The sequence below is a fragment of the Algoriphagus halophilus genome (genome assembly GCF_041729275.1).
Classification (GTDB): domain Bacteria; phylum Bacteroidota; class Bacteroidia; order Cytophagales; family Cyclobacteriaceae; genus Algoriphagus; species Algoriphagus halophilus_A.
Map to the genome: position 1 here is coordinate 1,755,855 of NZ_CP146486.1, position 22,316 is coordinate 1,778,170.

A 22,316-nucleotide genomic window follows, 5' to 3' on the forward strand; every position below is an offset into this window, starting at 1 on the left:
AATTATTTCCTATAATCTAAAGGTGCGCTTCGTTCTCCTGTTAAAGCTTCATATTTAAAGTCAGCTCCTCTTCTTTTATCCAACTCTACCTTTGCTTTTTCGGCGATAGAAGGATCCTTGAAAATATCAATCGCTGTCAAGGTAAGGGTTTTTGCTGCTACCATCATTCCCTTTTTACCAATACTAGTACCCCCTGCTGCTACCGCCTGCCAAGTATGGGCTGAAGTACCAGGAACCCAAGTTGCCGTGCCTAATCCTGCAGTGGGAACTAGCCAACTCACATCGCCAACATCTGTTGAACCACCTGAACCTTTTTCATTCACTTCGAATGGAGCAATCTTCTCAGCATCTTCAGGAGAAACTATCACGCCTGCTGGATAAGTCTTAATGATATCTTCCGCAAACTTGGTTTCTTCTGCATTGTATTCAACACCTCCTATTGCTTCTAGGTTTTTATGCATCACAGAGGCCAGTGTTTCGTTAGGAAGTAAATTATATACCCCGTTAATGATTTCGTACTCCATTTTGGTTTGAGTTCCTAAAGCTGCACCTTCTGCTGCATCAATCATTTTAGCAAAAATTTCCTTCACTTTCATGGCATCAGGATGTCTTACATAATGGTATGACTCTGCAAATGCAGGCACCACATTAGGTGCTTCTCCACCTCGAGTAATAACATAATGCATTCTGGTTTCCATAGGCACGTGTTCACGCATTAAGTTCACCATAAAATTCATGGCCTCTACCGCATCTAAAGCAGATTTCCCGCGATCAGGAGCTGCAGCAGCATGAGAAGCTTCCCCGTAGAATCTAAATTTGGTGGAAATATTAGCCAAAGAGGAGTTAGCACCTGCGTTATTGGCAGAAGATGGGTGCCAGTGAAGCATGGCATCCACATCATCCATGATTCCGGATTTTGCCATATATACTTTTCCTCCACCACCTTCTTCAGCTGGAGTACCATAAACTCTAATTGTACCTTGAATATTATTCTCTATCATCCATTCTTTCGCAGCAATTCCTGCTGCCACTGAAGCAGTACCAAATAGATGGTGACCACAAGCGTGTCCAGCTCCACCCTCTACAACTGGCTCACGAAAAGGAACTGCTTTTTGAGATACACCTGGCAAAGCATCAAATTCTGCCATGATTCCTATTACTGGTTTCCCTGATCCATATTCTGCCACAAAAGCTGTTGGAATTTCAGCTACACCAGCTGTAACTTTAAACCCAGCATCAGATAGCGTTTTTTGTAATAAAGCAGAACTCTTAGTTTCTAAATATCCCAATTCTGCATAATCCCAAATCTGCTGGGATACTTCAGAATAAAAAGATGCCTTTTCATCCAGTTTTTTCAAAACTTCTTCCTGGGCTTTTGCAATAAAAGCCAGGAATAAAAAACACAGGGTAATTAAATTTTTCATTTCTTAAGAGTTGTGGTTGATTTAGTTTCGAAAATACGGATTGAATAGTAGAATAGTATGAAGGATCTATAAAAAGTGAAATTTCATTTCACTTTACGCAAGTAATTTTCGACCATTTATGCACTGATTAAAGCTATTTTTAAATATTTCAAACCTATAAAAACGTTTTTCATGTCAATATTTTTGTAAAAACTATTTTTTACATAATTTACTGATTACCAACCTTATCCACTTTTCATGAAAAAACTAATTAAAATTATTGGATACCTCTTTGGAGCCATTATCATTTTTGTAATCGGGGCTCTTGCCTACCTTCAAATAGCATTTCCAAGCGTAGCTGAACCTGCAGAATTAAATGTAGAACATAGTCAGGCTCGAATCGAACGTGGAGCCTACCTAGCAAACCATGTCACCGTTTGCATGGATTGTCACTCTACCAGGGATTTCTCACTATTCTCCGGACCTCCTGTTGATGGTACGCTAGGAAAAGGGGGAGACAAATTTGATCATAGCATGGGGTTCCCAGGCGTATTCTATGCTAAAAACATCACCCCAACGGGTATTTCTGATTATACTGACGGAGAATTATACAGAGTGATCACCACTGGGGTAACCAATGACGGAAGACCTATGTTTCCATTGATGCCATATCTCTATTATGGGAAAATGGATCCAGAAGATATTTACTCTATTATAGCGTACATCAGATCTTTAGATCCAATAGATTATGAAGTACCGGATTCTGAGGCAGACTTTCCTGTCAATCTAATCATGAGAACCATCCCAACAGAAGCTAGTCCTGAAAAAACCCCTGATCCAAGTGATCAAGTAGCCTATGGAGCATACCTGACCAATGCTGCTGGATGTATAGAATGTCATACTCCAGTAACACCACAAGGTCAGATCATTCCTGAAATGGCATTTTCAGGAGGAAGAGAATTTGGCAATCCAGATGGGTCAGTCTTAAGATCTTCCAATATTACTCCCGATCCTTCAGGCTTGGCGTCTTGGGATGAAACAAGATTTGTAAGGCAATTTAAACAATACCAAGATTCGGGATATGTGATCCCTAAAGTCCAACCTGGAGAATTTAACTCTCTAATGCCTTGGACCATGTATTCAGGAATGAAAGATGAAGATTTGAAAGCAATCTACGCTTATTTGAAAACAGTGAAACCTATCTCCAATCAAGTAGTGAAATTCACTCCAGCTGAGGCTTCGGAATAGATGTTATAGACAATTTATTTAAGCTTCTGAAGAAATCTTCAGAAGCTTTTTTTATACTAAAGTCAAATTAAATGGCCGAAAGGCATCTAAAAGTTGGTCCGAAGGATCAACTCGGTCACCAAGGTATGAACAGCAGACATATCGCAGGTTTTGTATTTTTGGACTGAATGCAACTTATCTGAAACAGAAAGAATGACCGTCTTCTTGGCCGCACGTATCATGGCTTGTTTTACTTGAATTACCTCCCAATCAAATTCTGTCAATCCATATTCTGCATCCAAATAACCCGTACCTAAAATACATAAGTCCACTCTAAGTTGAGACAAGGAATTTACCACTGTACCTCCCACTGCAAATTTCGCATCATGCAATAATTTTCCTCCTAAAAATATCACTTCCACTTCCGGGTGCTCCAATAATTCCATGGCTACATGGAGACTGGGAGTAAAAACAGTAAGGGAAAGTTTCTTGGGAATCATTTTCGCCACCTCCATATTCGTGGTGCCCCCACTCATTAAGATTACCTGCCCTTCGGACAACAGGGAGACTGTTTTCTCTGCAATTGCTATTTTTTTGGATTGTAAGTATACATTTCCCTCTTCCTTCCGGAAATTCATAAACCCAAAAGAAGTAGCTCCTCCATGGACTTTCTTTAATTTCCGATCCTTGGCCAGTTCTTTCACATCCCTTCTTACAGTATCTATGGAAACATTTAAACTTTCTGATAAATCTACCAACAATACCCGGTGATGAAGATGCACCTGATCTAAGATGAACTTTTGCCTTTCTTCTTTTAGCATATTCTTTTTGATTGAGGTCTTAAACTAGCAAAAGCTGCAAGACCATGCAAGATTTACCAAGAATCTGAAAAATACAGCAAATAATTGCGTCCCAATACCCTGATTACTCTAATTTCCTACTAGTTTAGCTTACCTATTTCGGCGATCAGCATTCATTCTTAAATTCATGTCAAAAATCCCGGTTCTTTAAGCAATACTAAATCCCAATTTCAAGTTTGACTATTATGAGACTTTTGAAGCATTTAACAATTTGTATACTCCTTATCGCCTCAATTTCCTGTAGTTCTAAATCAACTTTTCGGATTTTCGAAAAACCAATTACTTGGAATCAGGAACGTGAAGAACTTTCACTCAAGTATTTGAAAGAAAGACATGGTTTGGATAAAACAGAAGCTACCATAGCCCCTACCATGGTAGTGGTCCATTGGACTGCTGTCAATTCCATAGAATCTACCTTTGACGTGTTTGATTCTCCCACTTTAGGAGGAAGAGCAGATCTTACCGGAGCAAGCAACCTGAATGTTTCCAGTCAATTTTTGATCGATCGCGATGGAACTATATTTAGGCTTTTACCGGAAACCACCTTTGCAAGACATACAATCGGTCTGAATTATACCGCCATTGGAATAGAAAATATTGGAGGCCCCAATGCTCCCTTAACAAAGGAACAACTCAAAGCTAATGAAATGCTCATTCGGCATTTAAGGAAGAAGTATGAAATCGAATATGTAATAGGTCATTATGAATATCAAAATTTTCAAGAGACTGACCTATGGAAAGAATATGATCCTGATTATAGAACTGTGAAAACAGACCCTGGAGTTGACTTTATGGAGAGGCTTCGAAAAAACCTATCTGACTTGAACTTAAAACCAATACCTTCGCTTTGATTACCTCGCGATTATTTATGCGGAATTCCCATTTTTACCTTTGCATTGCCTTGATTTCCATGTTTGCTTTTGCTAGTTGTAAATCAAAAAAAATAGGAACAAATACCTCTAAAGAAGAATTACCACGAAATTCAACTACAGGCCCAAAAGACCAATTCCCTGAAAAGGAAACCTCTCCGGTAGCAGTACATCTGCAACCTTTGAATTATCAATTACCTGAGATCCCTAGGGAATTTAGAGGAGTGTGGATCGCTACTGTGGCAAACATTGATTGGCCTACCTCGCCAACAGATCCCTTTGAAAAGCAAAAAATTGATTTCCTTAAATTATTAGACTATTACAAGTCCTTAAATTTTAATGCAGTCATTGTCCAAGTTAGGGCTGCAGGAGACGCTTTCTACCCCAGTAATCTCGCTCCTTGGTCTAAATACCTAACTGGAAAAGAAGGAAAAGCTCCAGAAACTTCGGAAAATCCATTGACTTGGATGATCAAAGAAGCACATGCCCGAGGTATGGAATTTCATGCTTGGCTGAATCCATACCGTGCCACCTTTGATTTGAAAACAGAATTATTGAGCCCCTCGCATGATTTCAATCTCCATCGGGATTGGATGCTGAAATACGGAACCAAATACTATTATAACCCTGGGATTCCCGAGGTCAAATCTCATTTAACTTCTGTCATTAAAGAATTGGTAGCCAATTATGATTTAGATGCCGTTCACTTTGATGATTATTTCTACCCTTACAAAGTGGAGAATCAATCTTTCCCTGATATCACCACTTATAATCAATTTAAATCTCCAGGTCAGACCTTAGAAGATTGGAGGAGACAAAATGTCAATGATTTAATTTTTGCTGTTCACAAGGCTATAGAAGCCACTAAACCTTGGGTGCAATTTGGAATTTCTCCTTTTGGGGTTTGGAGAAATCAAGACAAAGATCCAAAGGGCTCCCCTACCCGAGCAGGACAGACCAATTATGATGATCTTTTTGCCGATCCAATTACTTGGATGAAAAATGGGTGGATAGATTACTTGATCCCCCAAATCTATTGGAGCATGGATTATGAGTTGGCAAGCTATAGAAAATTGAATGATTGGTGGTCAAACAATAGCAACCAAACAAATATCTATATCGGAAACGGCCCTTATAAAATCCGAGACAATGCAGATAAGGCTTGGGATAATCCAAGTGAAATTCCTGATCAAATTTCTTACACTCGAACTATCCCAAATGTACAGGGTAATGCCTTTTTCTCCGCCAAATCTTTGCTGATCAAAAATCAGGATGTGGCGCAAACCATAAAAAATGAGCTGTATCAGGAAACCACATTGCCTCCTGCTTTCCAACCCAAGACACCAGCCATTATTGACATACCTGTGGTCTTGGATATCACCGCAGATCAAACACTGACCAAAATCCATCTCGAGAAGCCTTTGGACCCGGCAATTCGTTATGCCTTGGTACAAGGAGCAAGTGAGTTGGGCCAACTTGCTGATTCAGTAATTCACCCTGTTTGGGTAGGAGGAATGAGAGCTAGGGCGTTAGAAGTATCCAGTTTAAATAAAAAGTATCTTGCCATAAGATGGATAGATCATTATGGTAGAATTGTTCAAACCCAAGTCTACCAGGTACCTTAAAATATTCTGAAATGAAAGACATGCTTGTCAGATTGATTGGATTACCGGATTGTTCCGATTTAGAAAAACAACTTGCCAAAAAGGAAAACATTGTCTTTCGTAGAGCCATTGCTCCGGAAAAGCATTTTATTACTTCTTGGGTACTAGAGCATTTTGGTGCTTATTGGAAATCGGAAGTAGAGGTTTCTTTTTCCAGGCAACCTGTAAGCTGTTACATAGCCCAAAGAGAAAATGAAATCCTGGGTTTTGCTTGTTATGAGTCTACAGCAAAAAACTTTTTGGCCCAACAGGCACCAAAGAATCCGAAAGAGGAAAAGGAATAGGAAAGATACTATTGATTAAATCCTTAGAATCTCTTCGGGAAATGGGATACATCTATGGAATTATAGGAGGAGTAGGACCAGAGGATTTTTACCAAAAAACAGTGGGAGCTAAAGTAATTGATGGCTCGGAAATCAGTGTATATGAAAATTTGATTCGCAATAATGACACAAAATAAACCTAAAAACCCTTGGCTTTGGATACCCTCCTTATACATGACCGAAGGGATACCCTACATTGTGATCATCGTAGTTTCAGTGATTATGTATAAAAAGCTCGGAGTCTCCAATAGCGACATCGGATTATACACCAGTTTATTGTATTTACCGTGGGTAATTAAGCCCATTTGGAGTCCTATCATTGATTTAGTAGGTACCAAAAGAAAATGGTTTTTATACATGCAATTGGTATTAGCCTTGGTATTCATTGGGGTAGGATTCAATACCTCAGGCTCTTCGTTTTTCTTTATCTCACTCGCTTTTTCTGGATGGGGGCCTTCGCCTCCGCTACCAATGATATCGCTTCGGACGGCATGTATTTGATTGCCTTGAAACCAGACCAACAAAGCTTTTTTGTAGGACTGAGAGGCACATTCTATAGAATAGGTATGATCACTGGTCAAGGCTTGATCGTCATTATTGCAGGGTATCTAGAAACCAGTTTAGGAGATAACAGCAAAGCCTGGTCTTATACCATGATTATAGTAGGGGCATTAATGTTGCTACTTACTGCTATTAATTTTTTAACCACTCCGAAAGTAGAAGAGGAATCCAAAGTCACAAATAAAAAAGAAGCTAGTTTTGCTATGGTTTTCAGCACGTTCTTTACAAAAAGAATATTGGAATCTCCTTGGCCTTTGTCTTGCTTTATAGATTGGGGAATCTCAGTTGGTAAAAATGGCTTCTCCATTTTTATTAGAAGATCGCCAAACTGGTGGATTGGGCTTAAGCACTTCTGAAGTTGGTTTTCTTTATGGAACCATCGGAGTGATTGCATTATTATTGGGTGGAATCTTGGGAGGTATTGCCATTTCAAAAAATGGATTGGGAAAATGGATGATCCCCATGGCATTATCCCTAAACCTTCCCAATTTACTTTACATCGCTTTGGCCCATTTTCAACCAGAAAGCATCGTATTTGCCGGAACAGTCGTTGTCATTGAGCAATTTGGATATGGATTTGGCTTCGCAGCCTATATGATCTTTTTGATTTATTTAGCGGAAGGGCTTTTTAAAACTTCCCATTACGCATTAGCCACTGGATTTATGGCGATGGGGATGATGTTTCCAGGAATGGTTTCAGGGTATATTCAGGAATGGTTAGGATACACAGGGTTCTTTATTTGGGTAGGAATTGCCATGATCCCGGCCATAATCATGGCAAAATCCGTAAAATACCCTAAAGAGTTTGGCAAGAAAACTGAATAAAACTTTCTCCTAAACTTTCATTTAAAACCGGTAGCTTTGAACTAGGCGGCTTTTAAGTAAAAAAGCACATAAACCTGAAATTAACGAATGAACCCCACGCTAACCAATAGGCAAAAAATAGCCCAGATTTTCTTCCCTGCGGCATTTATTCATGATTCGGAAGAAAATCACCAAGCCTTGGAAAACCTGATCCGAGAGGAAGAAATAGGTGGATTGACCTTTTTTCATAGTCGTATTTCGGCTGCTGCCAACTTTGAAAAAAGACAGGAGGTTTTAGATGTATCAGGGACTTTAGAAAAATTAGTAGCGCTCATCAACCGGTATCAAGAGGCTTCTACCATCCCTTTACTCATATCTATTGATGGGGAATTTGGTCTGGCAATGCGTATTGAGCAGACTCCCGCCTATCCTTTTGCTATTTCTTTGGGTGGAATTAGCCAAGAAGGGGAAAAGCAAGTAGAAGAGGTCAATTACAAAATGGGTCTTGATCTAAAAAGTGCAGGAATTCATCTTAATCTAGCTCCTTGCGCAGATGTCAACACCAATCCTTCAAACCCAGTCATAGGCTATAGGTCTTTTGGGTCTGACACAAATGCCGTCGCCCGGCTTGCCTTAGCTGCTTATAAGGGATTGAAGAAAGCAGGAATTGGAGCTTGCCTAAAACACTTCCCAGGCCATGGAGACACCCATGTGGATTCTCATTTAGGTTTGCCTGTGGTAAATAAAACAAAACAGGAGTTAGTAGCCGAAGAACTATATCCCTTTCAATATGGAATCGATCATGATGTAGAAATGATTATGGTCGGACATTTGGCTGTTCCAGCACTTAGTGGAAATATTGAAATTTCCTCCAGTATCAGTCGGGACATCATCACTGACCTGTTAAAGAATGAAATGGGCTTTAAGGGATTGGTCATCTCGGATGCTTTAAACATGAAAGCTGTAGCTAATCTCTTCCCCAATCCTGGTCAATTGGAATGGGAAGCATTTCAGGCCGGGAATGATATTTTGTGCTTTTCTGAACATGTAAAAGAAGGAATTCAATTTATTTTAGAAAGAGGCAAAAAAGAGGACATAGAACTAGCATTTCAAAAATCCTGGACTTAAAACAAAAACTTGGAGTTCTAGAGCGAAAAACCATTGAGATCCCCCATTTCAACTGGGAAAATCATGATAAGTTCTTGGAGAAGCTTTCAAAAGAATTCCTTTGTCAACTGGAAGGAGAAATCAATCCCATTAGAATCAGAGATTTGGGAGAATCAGGTAATTTGGGATTACGGTCTTTTCCATCCGGTCCAACCAGAACTTTTGAAAGTCTACTACAAGAAGCCTTTGGTAGAAATCTTGCAGAAATCTCCGATAAAAAATCTGAGCTCTTAATAATCCCTGTTTTTGTCCCTTCTGCTAAACCGATGAATCATTTTGGATTGGATAAATCTGATTTGGAGGAAATTCAGCAATTGGCTCATGAAAAACCTTGTATTTTATATCTATTTGGAAATCCATTAGCCTTACGACATTTTGGAGATCTATCTATCTACTCCAGTGTCATCGTAGCCTACCAATCTTTTGAGGCCACTCAAAGAGTTGCAGTAAAGCATTTGATGGGAGAATGGAAAGCAATTGGAAAACTCAGCGTAAAGCTTTCATAAACTGATTACCTCAGTTATAAAAAAGGTGTCCGGAAATTCTCTAGGCACCATTTTTATATTTATTAAGAAGGTTAATTACAACACTCTTCCAGTACAATTTAACCTATTAAAAAAATCAAAATAGAATACTTATTATCACTTTACTTCTCGACTTCAAACTGGTATACAATTTCGTGAACATACTTTTCACCCGGTGCTAATGAAGCGGTTGGAAAACTGGGTTTATTAGGACTATCAGGCCAAGCTTGTGGTTCAAGGCAAAAAGCCCAAAAAGGTTGATAAACTTTTCCGTCAGCCCCCTTAAAATCCCGCATCCCATTGGCTGTATAAAATTGTACACCCGGTGCCGTGCTAAAAACTTCCATGACACGACCGGTATCTGGATGTTTTACTTTTGCGATAGCAATCAATTCAGAAGAGTTTTCTTTTTGGTCACAAAATTATGATCATATCCACCCCCATTCAATTCCATTTGCTGTCCTAGATTTTTTGGAGTTTGAAAATCCAAAGGAGTCCCTTCTACATCCAATAGATTTCCTGTTGGAATCAATCGATCGTCTGTTTCTGTATAAGAATCTGCCAAAATCTGTACTTCATGATCCTTCACATCTCCAGTAATTCCGCCTAGATTGAAATAACTATGATTGGTCAAATTCACGACCGTTTTTTGATCGGTAGTAGATTCAAATCTGACTTTTATTTTATTATCAGTGGTTAATTCCATGTACAGCCATGTATCCAGATTTCCAGGAAAACCCTCTTCTCCATTTTTGCTGAGGTAATGCATTTTGACACCAATCGATTGATCAGTATCAAATGGTTCAGCATCCCATACTTGTACCCCAAAACCTTTTCTTCCTCCATGCAAATGATTCTCTCCAAGATTTTTGGTGATTTCATATGTCGTTCCATCCAGATCGAATGATGCTCCTCCGATTCTATTGGCATACCGACCAACAGCGGCGCCTAAATAAGGTCCATTTCCTGTAAAATATTGTGGTATGCTATCCAATGCCAAGACCACATTTTCTAAATTCCCATCCTTATCAGGAACAAGTATCCTGGAGATGATCCCTCCAAAATTGGTCATTTGGACCTGCATGAAACCATTATCTAAATCGTACTTGTACACATCATTGCCTTCCCATTCTCCCACTTTCTCTACTTTCATTTCAAAGTTTATTTCTTTTGAATCATCCATTTCAGTTCGTTCTGAGGGTTTATTCTGACAGGCAAAAATCATCATGGATACTAGAAGCCAGTAGAATAATTTATTTGTCTGGTACATAGGTGGTTTTGGAATTGGGTGAATGGAAACTCTTTGAAATTATCGTTGATGGTTTGACTCAATTTTTGCTAACTCTAGATCCAGTCTATTCCGATCATAATACGCTCCTTTCATCATCACTCCGATCGGTGTCTTCAAAGTCTCTAAATCTTTCAATGGGTTTTCCTTAACCAAAACAAAATCTGCTGAAGCTCCTTTTTGATTACTCCCCATTCGCCCTCCTCTTCAAAATATAGGGCAGGATTAACCGAACCGGACTTTAGGATTTCATAATTGGACATTCCAGCATCTGACATTAATTCGATTTCGTGATGAATAGAAAATCCTGGGACATTAAAAACCTGAGGAGAGTCCGATGTCATCAAAACAGGAACTCCTGCTTGATGCAAAGTCATCAATAATTTATTTCGAAAATCCAGGTAAGGCTGAACATTTTCTTTGGTCAAAATTCCAGCTTCCTCATAGGGAGTTTTGGCATTGATCCAGTTCTGCACCTGGGCCGCTGACATGTATTTCATTTCAGGAATGTTTCTATATTCTTCCGCTGGTTTTGACCCAAAATATCGATCAAATAAGGTCAAGGTAGGCGCTATCCAAACCTTATGATCTAAACTCATTTGAACAAGTTCAGGCAGTTTATCCATATCAACTTCTCCCACCAATAGCATGGTAAAAGGACCTGCCACATCTGAATCAAAAACTCTTGAATAGTCAGGCAATAAGGCTTCCACATATCCATCCATATGCTCAATGGATTTATACCCATTTTCCAAACTGACTTTAAGCCCCACATCTAAGGAAACATGCCCACCAAATGGAATATCCAATTCCTTTGCAGTTTTTGCAATGGCCAAAAATTCATCCATTTCTAACCCTGGATGAAGTTTTAGATGATCATAACCAGCAGCTTTTTCATCTCTTACCATCTGTGCTGCTTGTTCCGGAGAGGAAACAGAACCTCCGCTGAATGAGGGACCTGAAAGAAATAATCGGGGGCCTGGCAAGGTTCCAGCTTCAATTCTTGCTTTTAAAGGTAAATGTGAAGCATGCCCAATCATTCCTCTCACTCTTAGCACTCCATTTGCTAAATAGAGCCACATGGCTTCTTCTTGTAATTGAGTGTTTCCATTTTGAGCCACTGGAATATGAGAGTGAAACTCTGCTAGCCCTGGAAAAACGTAAGCTCCATTGCCTTCAATTATAGTTTCATTGGGACGATTGGACACTTTTGTCATCGGAATAACCTCCACAATTTTTCCATTTTCTACCCGAATAGCCTGGTTTTCCAAGATGGAATCATCTTCCAAACTGAGCACGTGGACATTTTGAATTACCTGAACTTGAGCTTGGAGGTAAGAAAAGGATAAAAGACAGGTTACGAGAAATAAAACAAGGTGCTTCATAGCGGATTGGAAGATTGGATCTATGATTAAGTTCGTTTATTCAAAAGTTGTATGCAACTCTTTTATTTCATTGAGGCTTACAATTTCTCTATTTATGAATGTATGAAATGGCTTCTTCAATCATTTTTTCTGGAGAATTGGCAATAGATAATTTGAGCCCAAAATCAGGCTCTTCCCAGGTTGCAATCTGAGAATCTAACATACTGGCTTTCATGTAGTGGTTCTTTCGGGCCAACATCCTTTCCCAAATCAATTCCCTATCTCCTTCCAGGTGTATCCATTTTACCTGATCATTTACCTGTAAAATATCCCGGTAAGATTGTTTCAAAGCAGAGCAAGCCAAAACAGCTCCGCCAGATTTCTCAGATTCCATTAATTGATTTGCCAATGCTTGAAGCCAGGGTAACCTATCCTTATCATTCAAGGGAAAGCCATTGCTCATTTTTTCTATATTCTCTGGAGGATGGAAGTTATCTGCATCAAAAAATGGTAACTTGAAATGATTTGATAGGCCTTTTCCAATAGTAGTTTTGCCTGTCCCTGAAACTCCTGTAACGATAATTAGCATGAAGCCAAGTTAGGAAAATTAATTATTTTCAACTCTTCAAAATTTTTGCAAAATGGATTTTTCCACACCCGTTGTCACTGACCATTTTTACTCCAAAAAAGTAAGTGATCTTCACTTTCGAAACTTAAGATTGGCCCTTCCAGAAACCCCTGTTTTTGAATGTGCAGCAAAAATGTCCCAAGAAAAAGTGAGTTGCTTATTTATAGGAGTACCCCCAGAACAGATCATTGGTTATATTACAGATATTACCTTAAGAGATCAACTACTCGCAAAACAACTATCCGCAACCATTCAGGTATCTGAAATCATGGAATCTGATATGGTCACGATCAGCCCCCAAGCATATTTGGTAGAAGCCTTGATGCTGATGTTTAGGACCAGGTCTCGCTATTTATTAGTGGAAGAGAATGGCAAATATGTCGGCTGGATCAGTAGAACAAAAATACTGACAGAACAGTCCCAAGGTCCCTTCATGTTTATCCAATCTGTAAAAGAGGCCAGACAAATCCCTGAGCTTACAGAAAAGTGGAATCGAATGCCTGAAATCATTCACTTGCTTTTGTCTAGAGGAATGAAAGCAGGGATCGTCAATCAGATCATCACCACAGTAGTTGATACGATAGCGCAAAGAGTCATAGAGCGAGTATTTAAGGAAATTGGTCCTGCTCCGGCAAAATTCGTGTTTTTTGTTTTGGGCAGTGAGGGTCGTGGAGAATTGACTTTGAAAACCGATCAGGATAATGCGATTATATATGAGGACAAAGCCAACGAGCACCGAGAAGAAGTAAGAGCCTATTTTTTGGATTTTGCAACCCGTGTTTCCACAGCCTTAAATGAAATCGGAATTGTCTTTTGTGAAGGAGAACTGATGGCCATGAATCCAAGATGGACGCATTCTCTCTCCCATTGGAAAAAAACTATGAAAGTTGGATACAGGATGCTTCCCAAGAAACAGCGATGAATTACGCTACTTTTTTTGACTGCAGAGCGATTTATGGAGAGTATTCTTTATTGGAAAACCTGAAAGAATATATGGACATCCAATTGCAAAAAGCTCCTGAGAAGTTTTACATCAACTTAGGATACAATGCACTCCAGTACGAACCCCCTATTACTTTTTTCAGGAAAATTAAAACTGAGACCATTGATGGCGAAAGGCAAGTAAATTTAAAACAGATCATGCGCCCTATTGTAGACTTGGCCAGAGTCTATGCCTTAAAATATCGGGTATTTGAAACAAACACTAACCGAAGGATTGAATTACTTAGAGATAAAGGAGTATTCTCCGATAAAGAGGCTCAGGAATTAATTCATGCTTTTGATTATTTGATGGCACTTCGCCTAGAAAACCAATCGCAATTGATTCTAGAAAAGAAAGAAAAACCTAAAAACTTTTTAATTATCAATCAAATCACAAAAGTTCAGTCCGTCACTCTTTTGGAAATTTTTAAGGTAATCGAAGAATTCCAAGCAAGAATTAAATTGGCTTTTACCAGGACTTTGTAAGGAAAGAGGAATACTTTTATAAAATTTTTATTAAAGTGCTTTTTATTCAAAAACTTTTTTAAATTTGTTTAGTGGAAGATTGATTAATCCAATCACTTTTACACCAAATATTATTTTTAAATAATAAGTCAAATCGAAGTTATAACGATTTACACTTACGTTTAACTGAATATTATTTGGATTCAAATGAATATAATTTTATTATTCCCAACTATACCTAACCTGTTCTAATAGCATGCTAAGTAAGTACCCTCTTTCAGAAGTAGAAAAAAGTTTTCTTAAGGAATCCGGGATTGAGAAAATAAGCACTCTTATTCCCTATTTAACCGTTGATAATTTCCCGAAACTTGGTTTGCTCACTGCATGCCGTTTTCTAGAATGGGTTTCGGAAAACCCAAATGGAGTTATCAGCTTACCAACTGGAAAATCTCCAGAATTCTTTATTAAATGGACTCAATTCCTTTTGGACAATTGGGACAACAAAAAAGGTAAAGAAGTCAGAGAGAGGTATGGGTTAGGAAACTGCAAAAAGCCAGTTTTAAAAGATTTGACCTTTGTCCAGATTGATGAATTTTATCCAATCTCTTCTGAGCAACAAAACAGTTTCTATCACTACGTAAATAAATTTTACATTGAGGGATTCGGTTTAGCAAAGGAAAACGCCATCTTAATCAACTCTGATGAGATTCCTTTGGCGAATGGATTGACCTATAAAGAGGTATTCCCGGACCTAAAAGTAGATTTATCTCTTAGATTCAGAGATCCGGAAAATGATCTTGAAAAACTTCAACAAGAATCCATTTACTTAATCGATAAATGGTGCGGAGACTATGAGCAGAAAATCAGAGATAAAGGTGGTATAGGTTTCTTCTTAGGAGGAATCGGACCTGATGGCCATATTGCCTTTAATACAAGGGGTTCCCATATTTTCTCCGTCACAAGATTGACAGAAACCAACTTTGAAACCCAAGCAGTAGCTGCCGGTGATTTGGGAGGTATTGAAGTATCTGCAAACAGACTGGTTATCACCATAGGTTTAGATACCATCGTTTATAACCCAGAAGCAGTTGCAATTATCATTGCTGCTGGTGAGGCAAAAGCAGGAATAGTAAAAGATTCATTAGAAACCCCATTAGATAACGTTTTCCCTGGAACAGTACTTCAGAAACTTAAAAACGGAAGGTTCTACCTTACTAAAGGGGCAGCGGTAAAATTAACTGACTCCATTGATGCTTATTATGAAAAAGGAGAATGGACTTGGGAGAAAACTGAAAGAGCAGTAATTGATCTTTGCAAGAAAATTGGAAAATACGGCCACCGTGTGAAGCTTTCTGATCTGAAAGCAGATAAATATACTCGAATGATCCCGGAACTTTCTGAGGACACTGTAAATCAGGTCATGAAAAGTACTGAGGCAAAATTAGCCAAAGGATTGGAACAGGAGACAGATGAGGTATTACTTCATACCGGTCCTCACCATGACGATATCTCCCTGGGGATTTTACCGCATATCACGAATCAGCTTCATGAGCCGACGAATGAAGCACATTTCTCAGTATTGACGTCAGGCTTTACAGCAGTGACCAACACTTTTGTAATAGACACCTTACAGCAAACCAAAAAATTACTGGATGAGAATAGAATCCAGATGGTTAATTTCGAAGACTTCTTTGAAATTGGCTATAGTCTAAAGACAGACAAAGATGTTTATCACTTCTTGACCAATGTGGCTTCAGAAAGAGCTGACGAAAGAGTTAGAGGTCTATGCCACAGAGTAGTAAGAGCTTTGGTAATTGTTTTTGGAGTAAAAAACACCACGCAGTTAAGAGAAACCATCAATGAGGTAATCAGCATTTTGAAAAATAGCTATGATGGAGAGAAAAACCCATCAAAGATTCAAAAGCTGAAAGGAATGATCCGTGAGTTTGAAGAGGAATTAGTATGGGCTCACTTCGGAGTTCAAGTCAAAAATGTACATCACTTAAGACTTGGGTTCTATACAGGAGATATTTTCACAGAACAGCCAGATAAAAAACGAGACGTAGAACCGATCGTGGAAATGTTCCGAAAAATCAATCCAACAAAGATTAGTTTAACGCTCGATCCTGAAGGTTCTGGTCCTGACACCCACTACAAAGTTTTACAAGCGACTGCAGAAGCTGTTCGACAGTGGGGTGAAGAAAAAGATATCAGTAACTTGAGAATTATTGGTTACAGAAACGTTTGGTTTAAATTTGAACCTCATGAGGCTAATGTAATCGTACCAGTTTCTCTTGGTGACATGTCAGTCATGGAAGATTCCTTTGCAAACTGTTACTTAAGTCAAGTGAACGCTTCTTTCCCAAGTTATTCTCATAACGGAAAATTCAGTACCGTTGCCAAAAGAATTTGGGTTAACCAACTGAATGACATACAGTTGCTATTAGGTAAAAATTACTTCTACCAGCATGAAAGAGCTAAAGTTAGATCTAGCCATGGCTTGATTTTCTTTAGAGATATGAACGTAGAAGAATTCCTTGCAACTGCAAGAGAACTTGAAAAATCAATCGAAGGCATGCTTTAATCAGCCCTTAATTTAAACTTAAAGCCATAAGCAATGTTAGTGATTCATCATTAACATTGCTTTTATCAAACCTTAAACCATAACAACAGTAAACCAAATCGAATGGAAAAGGCCATTTTGGGATTGGACATCGGAGGCACAGGCATAAAAGGTGGTGTTTTGATCAAAGGACATCTAGAAGATATTCGATCAATACCAACCCCTGCTGATCAAGATCAAGATCATATATTAGAAACCATTGCCATGTTTATCGAGTCCTATTTACATCATGATATTGAAGGTATTGGTATAGGAATCCCTGGTTTGGTAAATGTAGATGAAGGAATAGTACTCGGTCTTGCAAACATACCGGCATTTCAGCATGTTGAATTGAGAAAATTTGTTTTCCAGAAATTCGGAAAACCTGTATTCATAAACAACGACGCTAATTGCTTTGCATTAGGCGTTCATAAGTATGGTGTCGGAAAGAAGTTTAAAAATCTGGTAGGCATTACACTTGGTACCGGTGTGGGAGGAGGTATCGTAATCAACGGACAACTTTATAGTGGCGTCACTTCTGCTGCTGGGGAATGGTGCAGTGCACCTTATTTGGATAATAATTATGAATTTTATTGCAGCGGCAAATTCTTTCATAATTTCTATCATCAGAGACCCAAAGCACTTGCTAAATTAGCCATGGCTGGAGACAAAAATGCCATCAAAGCCTTTGAAGAATATGGACATCATTTGGGGAACTCATCAAGCATATTTTATATGCCTTAGCTCCTGAGGCCATCGTTCTTGGCGGATCAATCAGGAAATCATATCCTTTGTTTAAGGATTCTTTGTATAAAACATTATCCACATTCATGTACCCTACCGTACTTGAAAATTTACAGATTCTCCTTTCAGAACTAGACGAAACAGCCATTCATGGAGCTGTTGCGCTAGTAGATGTGGAGCCTGAAGTGGTAAATAGTTAGTTAATAAGTTGGTTTAGATAGATAAAAATGCGGCCCAAAAATGGGTCGCTTTTTTTGTTTTGGACATTTTTCAATGCATTTCAATTCATATTCTATTATTTTCATGCAAAAGCTTTCGTATGAAAAACATGTTAACTGTAGCATTGGCTCAAATTGCCCCTGTATGGCTGGATAAACATAAAACTTTAGAAAAAGTCAAAACAGCTATCCTTGAAGCTGCAGAAAAAAACTGTGAATTAATCATCTTCGGAGAAGGGCTTGTTCCAGGATATCCATTTTGGTTGTCCATTACCAATGGATCAGCTTGGGATAACCAAACCCAAAAAGAAATACATGCACACTACTTGCGAAATGCTGTTCAGATAGAATCAGGAGATCTTACTGAAATCCAAGAACTGGCTAAATCGCATGAAATGGCTATCTATCTGGGAATTATCGAAAAACCAAAGGATCGAGGAGGACACAGCATCTATTGTAGTTTGGTTTATATCAATCAAATCGGTGAAATCAAATCGGTGCACCGAAAGCTCCAACCTACCTATGAAGAACGATTAACTTGGTCTCCTGGGGATGGCAATGGACTTCAGGTTCACCCCTTGAAGGAGTTTACAGTTGGAGGACTTAATTGCTGGGAAAACTGGATGCCCTTAGCTAGGACAGCCCTTTACGGATTAGGAGAGAGCCTCCACATTGCCGTTTGGCCAGGAGCTGTAAGAAACACAGAAAATATCACCAGAATGATCGCACAGGAAAGTAGATCTTATGTCATTTCAGTTTCCAGCTTAATGAGGACAACAGATTTTCCGAAAGACACTCCACATTTGAAAACCATAATAGAAAATTCACCCGAAGTTTTGGCAGATGGAGGTTCTTGCATTGCTGGACCAGATGGAAAATGGATACTTGAACCAGTTCCCCTTCAAGAAGGTCTCTTGATTGAAACGTTAGACTTTAACCGAGTATTAGAAGAAAGACAAAACTTTGATCCAGTGGGACATTATTCCAGACCAGATGTATTGCAATTACATGTTAATAGAGAAAGACAAAGCGCAGTCACTTATACAAAGAATTAGCTTTCTTCTCCATAAACCCTGTCTTTAAACAAAGAATGAGCTTAAAAGCCTCAATAATAGAAACTTAACTGATAATAAATCAGAAATTTAAAAACCTTGAAAATTACGGAACCGTTTTTTTAGTATTCCCCTAGTAAATAGTAAGTTAATGAAATGAATTAAGCTATTTTTGGAGTATGGATGCAATAAGCATGGACCGGACCATTTCATTCGGAGGTTTATTTCGAATAAGCAGGCCTATCAACTTGCTCATGGTTGCATTTGCCCAAATTATGACAGCCTATTTTTTGGTAACCACTACCAATTCAGGTCTTCCTGTGCTTAAGGATTACCACCTTTATTTAATGGTGTTTTCTACGATTATTATTGCAGCGGCAGGGTATATGATCAATGATTACTATGATGTGAAAATTGACTATGTCAACCGCCCGAATGAAGTAGTCGTGGGTAAAGGAATTAAAAGAAGGGTAGTGATATTCCTACATACCATTCTTAACTTCACAGGAATAGGTTTAGGGTTTATGGTATCTCCTTACATCGGGTTGGTGAATTTCTTTGCAGCATTTCTACTTTGGCTTTATAGTAACAGACTGAAAAGAGAACCATTTATTGGGAATCTATCCGTTGCTTTCTTGACTGGGGCTACGATTTACATGATTGCCATCTATTACCAGAAGTCGGAATTGCTCATTTTAACTTATGCGATTTTTGCTTTCTTTTTGAACTTGATTAGAGAAATCCTAAAGGATATTGAAGATCGACCTGGAGATCGTAAACATGGCTGCAGAACCTTACCCATAGTGATTGGCTTTCACAATACAAAAAAGGTGATTTTTGCCATTGCTTTGTCTTTTGTCATCTCCATTTTAATCGTAGCCATTAAAATCAATTCCCCCAACTTATTCTATTATTTTGGAGTGATGGGAATTTTCTTTGGCTTGTTTATGTACCGGATTTATTATGCGGACAGAAAATCTCAATTTACCCAGCTCAGTGCATTTGCAAAAATTTTGATGCTAGTGGGAACCTTAAGTATGGGATTGCTTTAGGCCTTAGAAGTTCTTCAGGTATTTTTTTTTGTGAATCGACCAAACTCAACCGTTTTATAGGGTTTTTAATCTAAACACTTCCTTCTAATACTACATTTAAAAAATCTCCATTCATTAATTTTTAGCAATTCCCTTTCAACTTCCCTATTTTCGGGCAAATTTTTAGATTATGCTGAACAGCAAACTTCTGGTGATCAAAATAGGCTCCAACGTATTGACACAGGAAAACGGACTTCCTGATTTGATACGGATGGAGGAATTGGTGAATCAAATTCAACGTCTGATTAAATCTGGAAAAAAGGTAGTATTGGTGAGTTCCGGTGCAGTAGCTTTTGGCAGACAAGCCATCCCCTTTCCAAAAAATTAAACCCGGTTTTCAAAAACAAATTTGGTCATCCACTGGGCAGGTGAGGCTGATCAATCAATACCAGAATCTATTCGAAAAACATGGGCAAGAAGTGGCACAGATCCTTGTAACAAAAGAGGATTTCCGGGACAGAAAGCATTTCCTAAACATGAAAAATTGTATTCAGGCATTGCTTTCACAAGGTATTCTTCCCATTATCAACGAAAATGACACCGTGACCATTACAGAATTGATGTTTACGGATAATGATGAGTTAGCAAGCTTAACAGCCGCCATGATTAATGCAGACTCTTTATTACTTCTAACCAATGTAGATGGCATATTTACGGGAAATCCAGCGGATCCTTCCTCCACATTGATTGAAAAAGTCTCTTCCTCTTTACCGGAAGTGAGCAAGTATATTTCCGCAACCAAATCCTCTTTTGGAAGAGGGGTATGCTCACCAAATATGCTATGGCAAAAAAATCTGCCAATTTGGGAATTCAGGTAATCATCGCGAATGGTAAAAAAGACGGGGTATTAGACGAATTTGCTTCCCAGAAACTACGATGCACTTGGTTTGAACCAAAGAAAGCTAAACAAGGAGTCAAAAAATGGTTGGCCCATGGAACTGAATATTATAAGGGAGAACTTATAGTAAACGAAGGAGCCAAAAACTCACTCCATTCGGAAGTAATTCGAAGCCTTTTGCCCATTGGGATCACCCATGTAATTGGTGAATTTTCCAAAGGGGACATCTTGGTCATCAAAGATGAAAAAGGAGAAAAATTAGGTCTAGGAAGAGCCGAATACTCTAGTAAATTGGCCTTGGAAAGAATAGGTCAAAAAAACCAAAAAGCATTGATTCATTACGATTACCTCTATATTTTCGATTATGACTGAGTACCAACATATTTTTGAAGAAGTAAAAAAGGGCGCAAGAAAACTGACTGGCATCACGAATGATCAGGTCAATTTTGTGCTTCATAATTTAGCCGTATTTGCTGTCGAAAATGCTCCTTTTCTTCTCGAGGAAAACGAGAAAGATCTTCAAAGAATGGACCCCGAAAACCCCATGTATGATCGTTTGTTGTTGACAGAAGAACGTATCGCGGGGATTGCAGGTGAACTGGTACAAGTCAGTGCATTACCTGGTCCATTGCATCAGGTATTGGAAAGCAAAACCCTTGAAAATGGTTTGGGGTTACAGAAAATTACAGTGCCACTTGGTGTAATAGGAATCATCTATGAAGCCAGGCCCAATGTAACCTTTGATGTTTTTTCATTGGCACTTAAATCTGGAAATGGCTTGGTATTAAAAGGAGGTTCTGATGCGAATCATTCCAACAGAGCAATTATGAGCCTTATTCATCAAGTACTGGAAAATCATGGGTTGCCTACTTCCGCCTTTCAGCTTTTACCTCCGGAACGTACCTCCACCAAAGCCTTATTGGAAGCAGTGGATTTTGTGGATGTCATTATCCCTAGAGGATCTCAGGGTCTGATCAATTTTGTCAGAGAAAATGCAAAAGTCCCTGTTATTGAAACAGGAGCTGGAATTGTTCATACTTATGTGGATGAATCTGCAGATTTAGAAAAAGCTGCAGCGATTATTCTCAATAGTAAAACCAGAAGACCAAGTGTTTGTAATTCGTTGGACTGCCTGATTGTCCATGAGTCTATTCTTCCAAATCTCAATGAATTGATAGCTCCTCTCCTCCAAAAAGAGGTACAGGTATTTGCAGACCAAAAATCCTGGGAGGTCCTTCATAAACACGAACTCATTTCTTTAGCAGACGAGTCCCATTTTGGAACAGAGTTTCTCAGTTTAAAAATGGCAATAAAAACCGTATCGAATTTAGATGAGGCCTTGGACCATATTGCTACGTATTCTTCCAAACATTCGGAAGCCATTGTATCGAATACTCAAGGACACATCGATCGTTTCCTTTTGGAAGTAGATGCCGCCGCTGTATATGAAAACACCTCCACTGCTTTTACGGATGGAGCTCAATTTGGCTTAGGTGCGGAAATTGGCATCAGCACCCAAAAGCTACATGCTCGAGGACCAATGGCTTTGAAAGAGCTGTGTAGCTACAAATGGGTGATTCGAGGCAATGGACAAGTGAGGGATTAATTATAGAGATCAGGGAACAACTTCCAAACTATCACTT

Annotated in this window: 25 protein-coding genes and 1 pseudogene; 20 read left to right on the forward strand and 6 right to left on the reverse strand. The window is 38.8% G+C overall.

Features of this window, described 5'->3' with window-relative positions; translation table 11 throughout:
• Nucleotides 1–2 precede the first annotated feature (2 nt).
• Nucleotides 3–1,424 carry an amidohydrolase gene (locus V8V91_RS09430; RefSeq protein ID WP_373399840.1) on the reverse strand — a complete coding sequence of 474 codons (1,422 nt, stop codon included), beginning with the start codon at nucleotides 1,422–1,424 and terminating at the stop codon, nucleotides 3–5.
• Nucleotides 1,425–1,661: 237 nt separating this feature from the next.
• Between V8V91_RS09430 and V8V91_RS09435 the strand changes: the two genes are divergently transcribed.
• Nucleotides 1,662–2,651, forward strand: a complete 990-nt coding sequence (locus V8V91_RS09435; protein ID WP_373399841.1) for a c-type cytochrome — start codon at nucleotides 1,662–1,664, stop codon at nucleotides 2,649–2,651.
• An 86-nt stretch (nucleotides 2,652–2,737) separates the two neighbouring features.
• Here the strand turns inward: V8V91_RS09435 and V8V91_RS09440 are convergent, their stop codons facing one another.
• On the reverse strand, nucleotides 2,738–3,451 hold the full coding sequence (locus V8V91_RS09440; RefSeq protein WP_373399842.1) for a DeoR/GlpR family DNA-binding transcription regulator: 714 nt from the start codon (nucleotides 3,449–3,451) through the stop codon (nucleotides 2,738–2,740).
• 359 nt (nucleotides 3,452–3,810) lie between these two features.
• Here V8V91_RS09440 and V8V91_RS09445 point away from each other — a divergent pair, with 359 nt between their 5' ends.
• From V8V91_RS09445 to V8V91_RS09485, 9 genes are all read left to right on the forward strand, one after another.
• Nucleotides 3,811–4,341 (forward strand): N-acetylmuramoyl-L-alanine amidase, encoded by a 531-nt coding sequence (locus V8V91_RS09445; RefSeq protein WP_373399843.1) that lies wholly within the window; start codon nucleotides 3,811–3,813, stop codon nucleotides 4,339–4,341.
• Between the two features lie 17 nt (nucleotides 4,342–4,358).
• Nucleotides 4,359–5,984 carry a glycoside hydrolase family 10 protein gene (locus tag V8V91_RS09450; protein WP_373399844.1) on the forward strand — a complete coding sequence of 542 codons (1,626 nt, stop codon included), beginning with the start codon at nucleotides 4,359–4,361 and terminating at the stop codon, nucleotides 5,982–5,984.
• Between the two features lie 11 nt (nucleotides 5,985–5,995).
• Nucleotides 5,996–6,307, forward strand: a complete 312-nt coding sequence (locus tag V8V91_RS09455; RefSeq protein ID WP_373399845.1) for a hypothetical protein — start codon at nucleotides 5,996–5,998, stop codon at nucleotides 6,305–6,307.
• A gap of 11 nt (nucleotides 6,308–6,318) precedes the next feature.
• Nucleotides 6,319–6,483, forward strand: a complete 165-nt coding sequence (locus V8V91_RS09460; RefSeq protein ID WP_373399846.1) for a hypothetical protein — start codon at nucleotides 6,319–6,321, stop codon at nucleotides 6,481–6,483.
• 37 nt (nucleotides 6,484–6,520) lie between these two features.
• On the forward strand, nucleotides 6,521–6,847 hold the full coding sequence (locus V8V91_RS09465) for a hypothetical protein (protein ID WP_373399847.1): 327 nt from the start codon (nucleotides 6,521–6,523) through the stop codon (nucleotides 6,845–6,847).
• A complete protein-coding gene (locus tag V8V91_RS09470; protein ID WP_373399848.1) occupies nucleotides 6,793–7,263 on the forward strand; it encodes a hypothetical protein in 471 nt (156 codons plus the stop codon). Before V8V91_RS09465 ends, V8V91_RS09470 begins: the two co-directional genes overlap by 55 nt.
• Nucleotides 7,202–7,732, forward strand: coding sequence for a hypothetical protein (locus V8V91_RS09475; protein WP_373399849.1), 531 nt, complete (start codon nucleotides 7,202–7,204; stop codon nucleotides 7,730–7,732). The genes V8V91_RS09470 and V8V91_RS09475 overlap by 62 nt, the downstream gene beginning before the upstream one ends.
• 87 nt (nucleotides 7,733–7,819) lie before the next feature.
• A complete protein-coding gene (locus tag V8V91_RS09480; protein WP_373399850.1) occupies nucleotides 7,820–8,839 on the forward strand; it encodes a glycoside hydrolase family 3 protein in 1,020 nt (339 codons plus the stop codon).
• Between the two features lie 74 nt (nucleotides 8,840–8,913).
• A complete protein-coding gene (locus V8V91_RS09485; RefSeq protein ID WP_373399851.1) occupies nucleotides 8,914–9,384 on the forward strand; it encodes a hypothetical protein in 471 nt (156 codons plus the stop codon).
• 140 nt (nucleotides 9,385–9,524) lie between these two features.
• Here the strand turns inward: V8V91_RS09485 and V8V91_RS09490 are convergent, their stop codons facing one another.
• The 4 genes from V8V91_RS09490 to V8V91_RS09505 all read right to left on the reverse strand — a co-directional run bounded on the left by V8V91_RS09490 (nucleotide 9,525) and on the right by V8V91_RS09505 (nucleotide 12,643).
• Nucleotides 9,525–9,794: a hypothetical protein gene (locus tag V8V91_RS09490; RefSeq protein ID WP_373399852.1), complete on the reverse strand. Its 270-nt coding sequence runs from the start codon at nucleotides 9,792–9,794 to the stop codon at nucleotides 9,525–9,527.
• A complete protein-coding gene (locus V8V91_RS09495) occupies nucleotides 9,791–10,672 on the reverse strand; it encodes an aldose epimerase family protein (RefSeq protein ID WP_373399853.1) in 882 nt (293 codons plus the stop codon). The genes V8V91_RS09490 and V8V91_RS09495 overlap by 4 nt, the downstream gene beginning before the upstream one ends.
• Nucleotides 10,673–10,824: 152 nt before the next feature.
• Nucleotides 10,825–12,075 (reverse strand): amidohydrolase, encoded by a 1,251-nt coding sequence (locus tag V8V91_RS09500; RefSeq protein ID WP_373399854.1) that lies wholly within the window; start codon nucleotides 12,073–12,075, stop codon nucleotides 10,825–10,827.
• A gap of 88 nt (nucleotides 12,076–12,163) precedes the next feature.
• The gene (locus tag V8V91_RS09505; protein WP_373399855.1) at nucleotides 12,164–12,643 is read right to left on the reverse strand and encodes a gluconokinase; all 480 of its coding nucleotides are present in this window, start codon (nucleotides 12,641–12,643) and stop codon (nucleotides 12,164–12,166) included.
• Nucleotides 12,644–12,695: 52 nt separating this feature from the next.
• Between V8V91_RS09505 and V8V91_RS09510 the strand changes: the two genes are divergently transcribed.
• From V8V91_RS09510 to V8V91_RS09555, 10 genes and pseudogenes are all read left to right on the forward strand, one after another.
• Entirely contained in the window at nucleotides 12,696–13,604 is a 909-nt protein-coding gene (locus tag V8V91_RS09510; RefSeq protein ID WP_373399856.1) for a DUF294 nucleotidyltransferase-like domain-containing protein, read from the forward strand.
• Nucleotides 13,601–14,149 (forward strand): putative nucleotidyltransferase substrate binding domain-containing protein, encoded by a 549-nt coding sequence (locus V8V91_RS09515; protein WP_373399857.1) that lies wholly within the window; start codon nucleotides 13,601–13,603, stop codon nucleotides 14,147–14,149. Before V8V91_RS09510 ends, V8V91_RS09515 begins: the two co-directional genes overlap by 4 nt.
• 235 nt (nucleotides 14,150–14,384) lie before the next feature.
• On the forward strand, nucleotides 14,385–16,712 hold the full coding sequence (locus V8V91_RS09520) for a glucosamine-6-phosphate isomerase (protein WP_373399858.1): 2,328 nt from the start codon (nucleotides 14,385–14,387) through the stop codon (nucleotides 16,710–16,712).
• 102 nt (nucleotides 16,713–16,814) lie between these two features.
• A pseudogene (locus tag V8V91_RS09525) lies at nucleotides 16,815–17,674 on the forward strand (ROK family protein).
• Nucleotides 17,675–17,802: 128 nt separating this feature from the next.
• Nucleotides 17,803–18,747 (forward strand): carbon-nitrogen hydrolase family protein, encoded by a 945-nt coding sequence (locus V8V91_RS09530; protein WP_373399859.1) that lies wholly within the window; start codon nucleotides 17,803–17,805, stop codon nucleotides 18,745–18,747.
• Nucleotides 18,748–18,923: 176 nt separating this feature from the next.
• Entirely contained in the window at nucleotides 18,924–19,796 is an 873-nt protein-coding gene (locus tag V8V91_RS09535) for a geranylgeranylglycerol-phosphate geranylgeranyltransferase (protein ID WP_373399860.1), read from the forward strand.
• Nucleotides 19,797–19,965: 169 nt separating this feature from the next.
• Nucleotides 19,966–20,163: a hypothetical protein gene (locus tag V8V91_RS09540; protein WP_373399861.1), complete on the forward strand. Its 198-nt coding sequence runs from the start codon at nucleotides 19,966–19,968 to the stop codon at nucleotides 20,161–20,163.
• 40 nt (nucleotides 20,164–20,203) lie between these two features.
• Complete coding sequence (locus V8V91_RS09545; protein ID WP_373399862.1) at nucleotides 20,204–20,653, forward strand: hypothetical protein; 450 nt, start codon at nucleotides 20,204–20,206, stop codon at nucleotides 20,651–20,653.
• Nucleotides 20,617–21,045, forward strand: coding sequence for a PUA domain-containing protein (locus V8V91_RS09550; RefSeq protein WP_373399863.1), 429 nt, complete (start codon nucleotides 20,617–20,619; stop codon nucleotides 21,043–21,045). The genes V8V91_RS09545 and V8V91_RS09550 overlap by 37 nt, the downstream gene beginning before the upstream one ends.
• Entirely contained in the window at nucleotides 21,038–22,279 is a 1,242-nt protein-coding gene (locus V8V91_RS09555; RefSeq protein WP_373399864.1) for a glutamate-5-semialdehyde dehydrogenase, read from the forward strand. The genes V8V91_RS09550 and V8V91_RS09555 overlap by 8 nt, the downstream gene beginning before the upstream one ends.
• The last annotated feature ends 37 nt before the right edge of the window (nucleotides 22,280–22,316 follow it).